The 7,020-nt window shown below is 59.9% G+C and carries 8 protein-coding genes; 6 read left to right on the forward strand and 2 right to left on the reverse strand.

What is annotated here, in order from left to right; all coding sequences use genetic code 11:
• From WB650_RS02570 to WB650_RS02580, 3 genes are all read left to right on the forward strand, one after another.
• Positions 1-458 (forward strand): TetR/AcrR family transcriptional regulator (locus tag WB650_RS02570; RefSeq protein ID WP_423959304.1); only part of this gene is annotated, 458 nt, incomplete at its 5' end.
• A gap of 16 nt (positions 459-474) precedes the next feature.
• Positions 475-1,473: a ferritin-like domain-containing protein gene (locus WB650_RS02575; RefSeq protein ID WP_423959306.1), complete on the forward strand. Its 999-nt coding sequence runs from the start codon at positions 475-477 to the stop codon at positions 1,471-1,473.
• A 251-nt stretch (positions 1,474-1,724) separates the two neighbouring features.
• On the forward strand, positions 1,725-2,210 hold the full coding sequence (locus WB650_RS02580; protein ID WP_423959308.1) for an REP-associated tyrosine transposase: 486 nt from the start codon (positions 1,725-1,727) through the stop codon (positions 2,208-2,210).
• Here WB650_RS02580 and WB650_RS02585 read toward each other — a convergent pair.
• Together WB650_RS02585 and WB650_RS02590 are read right to left on the reverse strand one after the other, a co-directional pair.
• Positions 2,203-2,703, reverse strand: a complete 501-nt coding sequence (locus tag WB650_RS02585) for a GNAT family N-acetyltransferase (protein ID WP_422306277.1) — start codon at positions 2,701-2,703, stop codon at positions 2,203-2,205. The genes WB650_RS02580 and WB650_RS02585 overlap by 8 nt on opposite strands.
• Positions 2,700-4,310, reverse strand: a complete 1,611-nt coding sequence (locus WB650_RS02590) for a VWA domain-containing protein (RefSeq protein WP_422306275.1) — start codon at positions 4,308-4,310, stop codon at positions 2,700-2,702. The genes WB650_RS02585 and WB650_RS02590 overlap by 4 nt, the downstream gene beginning before the upstream one ends.
• Before the next feature lie 101 nt (positions 4,311-4,411).
• Between WB650_RS02590 and hrcA the strand changes: the two genes are divergently transcribed.
• The 3 genes from hrcA to WB650_RS02605 all read left to right on the forward strand — a co-directional run.
• Entirely contained in the window at positions 4,412-5,473 is a 1,062-nt protein-coding gene (gene hrcA, locus WB650_RS02595) for a heat-inducible transcriptional repressor HrcA (RefSeq protein ID WP_422306273.1), read from the forward strand.
• A gap of 142 nt (positions 5,474-5,615) precedes the next feature.
• Complete coding sequence (grpE, locus tag WB650_RS02600; RefSeq protein WP_422306271.1) at positions 5,616-6,239, forward strand: nucleotide exchange factor GrpE; 624 nt, start codon at positions 5,616-5,618, stop codon at positions 6,237-6,239.
• Positions 6,240-6,288: 49 nt separating this feature from the next.
• On the forward strand, positions 6,289-7,020 hold a 732-nt coding region (locus WB650_RS02605), incomplete at its 3' end, for an Hsp70 family protein (RefSeq protein ID WP_423959310.1).

Here is a 7,020-nt window from a genome sequence, read left to right on the forward strand (position 1 = left end):
ACGTTGGCCTCGGCACCTTCTACCTGCACTTCAAAACCAAGAACGAAATCTTTATCGAGCTGATCGAGCATGGCGCGGCCGAGCTGCGGCGCACACTTGGCGCAGCCAAGGCTGGAGTTCACACGCCGGCCGAGAAACTGAAGATCACGATCGATACGATTCTCGACGCGGCGGCCGAGGCGCCCGAATTGTTCCGCATAGTATTCGGCCACAGCCCAGCGTTCCTCGATCTGATGGTCCGCGTGCACAATATCTTCATCGACGATCTGCGCGACGACCTCACGCCGGCGGTTGGCGAGCGCGCCGACGCGATTGCGCATCTCACGATCGGGATGCTGTCGCAGGCGATTTCGTGGCTGCTCGCGAGCCGCGATCTTTCTCACGCGGAGCTGAAAAATATCACCGTAAATTTTGCTCTGGGCGGACTCGAGCGCGCAGTACGGCTCGCCGCCTCATGAAATCTGGAGGATTCCAATGGCCCACGACCACACCGTAGTTAACACCGACCTCGAAAGCGTCTTCCACTGGGACTACAGCGTGAAGTTCCCGCAGATGGATCGCCTGTACGAGAACGCCAAGCGCGATCAGTGGAACGTCTCGACCACGATTAACTGGGACCGCCCGATTGAGAACGAAGTCCTGGACATGACGATGATGCCGATGTTCCAGACCGAGCTCTATCGATCGCTCAGCGAAGAGAACAAGTACCAGCTCGGGCGCAAGTTCGCGGCGTGGCGGCTCTCGCAATTCCTGCACGGCGAGCAGGGCGCGCTGATGGTCTGCGGACAGTTGGTGGACGCGGTGCCAGACCTTGACGCCAAGATGAACGCGGCGGCGCAGGTGTTCGACGAGGCGCGTCACGTCGAAGGCTTCCGCAAGTACATCACGAAGCTCGATCGCATCTACCCGATCGATCCCACCCTCGAGCGGCTGCTGACCACCGTCATGGCGCATGATCGTTGGGAACCCAAGTATGTCGGGATGCAAGTCGTGGCCGAGGGGCTGGCGATTGCGGCGTTCCGCTTCATGCAGCGCGAGACCAAGGACGAGCTGCTGAAGGAACTGCTCGAGTACATCATGAAGGATGAGGCGCGTCACGTCGGCTTCGGCATGCTCGCGCTCCGCGACGCAGTCACCAAGCTAAAGGGCAAGGACAAGAAGGATCTCGAGGACTTCGCCTTCACCGCATGCGACATGATGGTGACGAAGGTCGTCGACGGAGTGCCCAAGGACGGCTTCCTGTCGGGCTCGATGGTGTTCGAGGAAGTGGGCATCTCGATGAAGGACGTCGAGGACGAGATGCATCGCAACCCGGCGTGGGCGGCAGCCGAGAACGACATGGAGAAGCAGTTCAACTCGTTCCTGTTCGTCGACACGATCATCCCGTGCCTGCGGCAAATCGATTTGATTAACGACCGCACCGAGTCGTGGTACCAGCAGCTAGGCGTGATGCAGTTGGCATCAGCGGCGTAGCAAGCGTTTCTGAAGTAGGACGGAATTTATTCCGTCGCCTCTTCGCATCAAGAAGCCAGAAACACTAATTTGAATGAAGGGCCGGTCGTCGTCGACCGGCCCTTCCTCTTTTCTGCCAAAAGCTCCGGACTCGTTGATTTTTCACTGGCGGATTGACATTTTGTTATCAGACAAAACACGACGGAATAAATTCCGTCCTACTTAAGATGAATCCGTGGAAATCGAGTGAGCTGAGTTTTCGGAAGCGGCATTTGCCGCATCTTGAAGTTCCGGACGTCACTTACTTTGTGAGTTTCAGTTGTCTGCACAGACTGGAGATGCCGCCCGAGGCACGCGACCTCGTTAAGGCTGAGATTCGATCGCTGGACAAAGAGTACATCGATCTCGACGCAGCGGTAGTGATGCCTGACCATGCGCACGCGATTTTCCGGCTGAGCGGGACGCTCACTCTCACCGAGGTCATGAAAGGAATCAAAGGCCGCAGCGCTCATCGAGTCAATCAGAACACTGGAAGGCATGGCCAGGTCTGGACGCAGGAAAGCTTCGATCACATTGTGCGCGACGAAGCCGATTGGCAGGAGAAGATGGAGTACGTTCGCCAGAATCCGGTGAAGAAGGGTTTGGCGTCATCTCCGGAGCAGTACAAGTGGCTGTATAGTAGGACGGAATTTATTCCGTCGGAGAAAGACGAAAGTAATACGAAAAAAGAACGACGAAATAAATTTCGTCCTACTTAAACTTCGACAGTGCCTCGCCCGAGAGCTTGTAATTCGGCTCGCCGAATTCTTCATCGACGCTACCGGTCGGTTCGAAGCCCAGGCTGGTGTACAACGCCGCGGCGGTGGTGTTGCGGCGGAAGCAGGTTAGCTGCACGGCTTCGCATCGCGGGTAGCGCGCGACGATCATTTTGAGCACCTCGACCATTGCGGCGCGGCCGTAGCCTTTGCCCTGATGCTCCGCGGCGATCATGATGTCGTCGATCCAATAATTGTCGGGGCTGTTCGGATCGCACACCGTGGTCGCGTAGCCGACTACCTTGTCGCCGGCGCGGATCAGATGCGGCAGATGCTCGAACTCGTCGCCGAAGAAACGCACGTAGCATCGTGCGAGCGTCCATCGCGGTGGCGTGACGAATGTGATCTGCTCGGGACGAAGCTGCATGTTGAACAGCTCGCGGAAGTTGTTCCGGTCGATGGGCTCGAGCACCACTTTCTGGTCGCTCTTCTTCATGATTGCACATGCAGGAAAATATCGCGGGCGTGCTCGTCGCTGATGCGCTTGACCGACGTGATCCGATCCGCAAACTGCGCCAGCGACGACGTCTCCGCCGATCCCACATCAACCAGCACCGCGAAAATAGAAAAGTCCAGCTGGTCTTTGCGCTCACGCAGACGCGTCAGCCAATCCGGACTCACCTGCGACTCGCCGTCAGTGATAATCACGATATCGCCGCGCTTCAGTTTCTTTTCGCCGAGCAATTCGACCGCGGCGTCGATCGGAGTCTCGAAGTCGGTGCCGCCGCCGGGAAAGTACTCGGCCATCTCGACCACCTTGTTCAGGTCGGGCGCGTAACGCCGCTCGCGATTCAGGTCGAGCACCTTCAGGCTCACGTCGCCCGACGAAAACATGACGGCGCGGAACAGTCGGCGCTGCCGCCGCGCGATATCCATCAGCGTCAGCGCGACCGCCTTCGACCACATCTCCTTGTCGCCCTGCATCGAGGAGCTCACGTCGATACACACGACCATCGGCCCCTTGCCCTTCTGCTCGTCGTCGCGCAGGCGGTACTGAAGGACGGTGCCTTCGAGCACGCGGCGATGGAAATCGCGCTTGAGCACGGGATGATGCATCGCGAGCAGCTCGGCGGGAATCAGGCGTCCGAGCTCGGAGCCGAGCTCGATGTCGTAAGCCTCGGCGACGCCGCGCTCGAGAGTTTTGCGCTTGAGCGCGCGCGCGTCCTGCTTGAATCGCCCGACCATCCGCGCCAACTCGCCCAGCTTCTTATTGCGCGCGAGGCGCCGTCCCAACTCGAGGCGTGCGCCGGCTGCGACGCGTCCGCCCTGCCCGAATTCGCGGCTGAAGTCGTGACTGTCCTCGGCCACTTGATCGATCTCGCTGGCCAGCTCGGCGGTCTTGAGCTGCATCCGCTTGAGCGCGGTTTGATCCGCGCCCTTCAGTTGAGTCTCGAATTGCCGCGACTTCTGATTGAGCCGCGCCTCTGAAACCTTGGCAGCGCGCTCGGCCGCATCGGCCATCTCGGCCAGCTCTTTTTTCGTCGCTTGACTCTTTTCTTCTTCGCCGGATTCGTTCTCGCCCTCTTGCGATTCCTGCATCTCGTTGACCGACTTCACCGCATCCGCGCGCGCTTCGAGATCCTGCTCCTGGCGCGCGAGGTCCCACAGATCGAGCATCTCGCTGCGATTGATGAGCTTCTCCGATTTCACCATCTCGAGCGCATGCTCGCTCATCACGATCGCGGCGATCGCGGCCTTGTCTTCTTCGAGTGCGGTGCGCGAGCGCAGCGCCTGGAACGACGCCGACGGCACGATCTGTTCAAGGATCGTGCGATTGAGCGCCGCCGCAAGGCGAACGTCGCCGGATTTGCGGAACACGGGGTTCATCTTGAACAGTGCGAGAAAGAGATCCTGCACCAGTGCGCCGAAATGAGGCACCAGCCGCTCGCCGGTTTCCGCGAGGTCGGCCAGCGACGGCGCGTCGGCGACGATTTCGTTCCACGTTCGCCGGTCGTAGCTGTCGCTCTCGAACCACGACGCATTGACGGGCACGACCGGGACATAGATACGTCGCGGCTTGATGATTTTGTTTTTGCGCGCCATCGGCATCGATCCTACGTCACGGATTAGCGGCCCGCTATCGCTCAAATTAGCGCCATTGCGTTACGGTGTCTCTTGAATGTATCGCTGGATGCGTAACAGAATTGAAACAGAACGAGATGGCGCAGGAATCTTCAAGCAACCCGCTTTCGAACCGGCAGCGCGCGCTGGTTATCGCGGCTGTGCAGGAGTTCATCTCGACCGCCGAGCCCGTCGGTTCTGCGCAGATAGTCGCGCGCCATCAGCTCGGCGTGCGCGCTGCGATGGTCCGCAACATGATGGCGGAGCTCGAGGACGGCGGTTACCTGCGCCAGCCGCATACTTCAGCGGGCAGAGTCCCAACTGAAAAAGCGTTTCGCTACTACGTCGATCATCTCGCGGCGGCGACGCAGATCGGTTTCGAGGATCGCGCGCAAATTGAACTCCATTATTCGAGTGCCGTGCGCAATCTCGGCGAAGCTCTGCGCGACACCCCGAAGCTGCTCTCGCTGCTGACGGGACAGGCCGCGCTGGTGATGGCGCCGCGGCTGGAGGCCTCGGTCCTCGAGCGCGTGAACTTCGTGCGGCTGCGAGACAACCAGGTGCTCGCGGTATTCGTCGTGTCGAAGGGCTCGATCCAGAATCGCATCGTCGACACCGAGCGCGACCATTCGCAGGACGAGCTCGATCGGATGGCGCGCTATCTCAACGAGTCGCTCGAAGGCCGCACGCTCGACGAGGCGCGCCGATGGATCGAGACGCAACTGCGCGAGGAGCGCGCGAACTACGATCGCTTCATGCACGACGCGCTCGCGCTCGGCGAGGCGATCTCCGATTACGTCGGACGTCCGGAGCTATACGTCGAGGGCAGCCTGCAGGCGCTCGAGCAGCCGGAGTTTTCCGATCGCGGCAAGATGCGCGAACTGCTGCGCGCGCTCGACGACAAAACCGCACTGCTCGAATTGCTCGAGCGCAGCCTCACCAACGCCGGGCTCACCGTGTCGATCGGCTCGGAGAACTACGACCCGCGCCTGTCGTCGTTGAGCGTGGTGGCGGCGTCGTACGCCAGCGGCTCGAGCGCGCTGGGCAGCCTGGCAATCGTCGGCCCGGTGCGGATGGACTACGACCGCGTGATCCCGCTGGTCGAGTACACCGCGCGCGCTTTGTCGCGGCTGATGGAATACTAAGAACTGATTGAAATGAAACCCGCGGTGGGTTTCAAACTTCCTTCGGCAGGGGTAACCCCTGCACCTTAATAATTCGGCCCTACCCTGCACTGGCGCGACTTTTAATCGTGCTTAGGTTTATGGTCTGTCGGGTTTTTTTAAAATGACCAAGCGGCACAAGCATCCTGAGGGCGGGAATCCGGGTATGGATGGAGAGCTCGATCCGGCGAATGCCGGTTCCGAATCAGATCGTGGCGAGGTGGAATCCCTGCGGGCGCAGCTCGCTGAGAAGGACAAGGAAATCACCGAGCTGAAGGACAAGTATCTGCGCACGCTCGCCGAATCCGAGAACGCGCGCAAGCGAATCCGCCAGCAGGCCGACGACTCGGTGCGTATTCAGCGCGAGGCGATTCTGCGCGACCTGCTGCCGATTATCGACAACCTCGAGCGCGCTCTGGCGGCCGCTCGCAGCGGCACCGATGCCAAGACGATCGTCGATGGGGTCGAGATGACGGTGCGCGCGCTGCACGACTTCCTGCGCGCTCAGGGCGTAACGGCGGTGCAGTCGGTTGGGCAGCCCTTCGATCCCAATCGACATGAAGCCGTCGATCACGTGGCGTCCGAGGCGCATCCGCCCAACACTGTCGTCGACGAATTCCATCGCGGGTATCTTATCGGCGAACGGGTGCTTCGACCGGCGCGCGTGTCGGTCGCAAAGGGAAATGGACCCGATTCTGGAAAGCGAAACGGAAGCGAAACCGATACTTCCGACGTTGAAAATAGCTGAAGCGTGATTATTTCTATCTTAAGTTTTATATCAGGGGACCTGTAGTAACATGGCAAAAGTTATCGGTATCGACTTGGGCACGACGAATAGCTGCGTTGCCATCATGGAGGGCGGCGATCCTGTCGTGATCGCCAACTCCGAAGGCAGCCGCACCACTCCGTCAGTTGTCGCATTCACGGAATCGGGAGAGCGGCTGGTTGGCACAATTGCCAAGCGCCAGGCGATCACCAATCCGACCAATACGATATTTGCAATCAAACGCCTGATGGGCCGGCGGTTCGACGACCCCGAAGTTCAGAAGGCGATGAAGGTGCTGCCGTACAAGATCGTGAAGAACGACGACGGTGCGGCCTGGGTCGAAGTACGCGGCAAGAAATATAGTCCGCCGGAGATTTCGGCGTTCATCCTCCAGAAAATGAAGCAGACGGCCGAGGACTACCTTGGTGAGAAAGTTACCGAGGCCGTAATCACCGTCCCTGCGTACTTCAACGACAGCCAGCGCCAGGCCACCAAGGATGCGGGCCGTATCGCGGGACTGAGCGTGCTGCGAATCATCAACGAGCCGACCGCGGCGTCGTTGGCCTACGGTCTCGACAAGAAGAAGGACGAGAAGATCGCCGTCTTCGATCTCGGCGGCGGCACGTTCGATATCTCAGTTCTCGAACTGGGCGAGGGCGTCTTCGAGGTCAAAGCGACCAACGGCGACACCTTCCTGGGCGGCGAAGATTTCGATCAGCGCATCATGGATTACCTGGCCGACGAATTCCGCAAGGACCAGGGA

This window comes from Binatus sp. (SeqCode) (assembly GCF_049584895.1).
Lineage (GTDB): Bacteria > Desulfobacterota > Binatia > Binatales > Binataceae > Binatus.

Excerpts from the sequence above, each read along its gene's own strand:
- grpE (WP_422306271.1), top strand. The coding sequence starts at position 5,616 with ATGACCAAGCGGCACAAGCATCCTGAGGGCGGGAATCCGGGTATGGAT.
- WB650_RS02590 (WP_422306275.1), bottom strand. The coding sequence starts at position 4,310 with ATGGCGCGCAAAAACAAAATCATCAAGCCGCGACGTATCTATGTCCCG.
- WB650_RS02575 (WP_423959306.1), top strand. The coding sequence starts at position 475 with ATGGCCCACGACCACACCGTAGTTAACACCGACCTCGAAAGCGTCTTC.
- WB650_RS02585 (WP_422306277.1), bottom strand. The coding sequence starts at position 2,703 with ATGAAGAAGAGCGACCAGAAAGTGGTGCTCGAGCCCATCGACCGGAAC.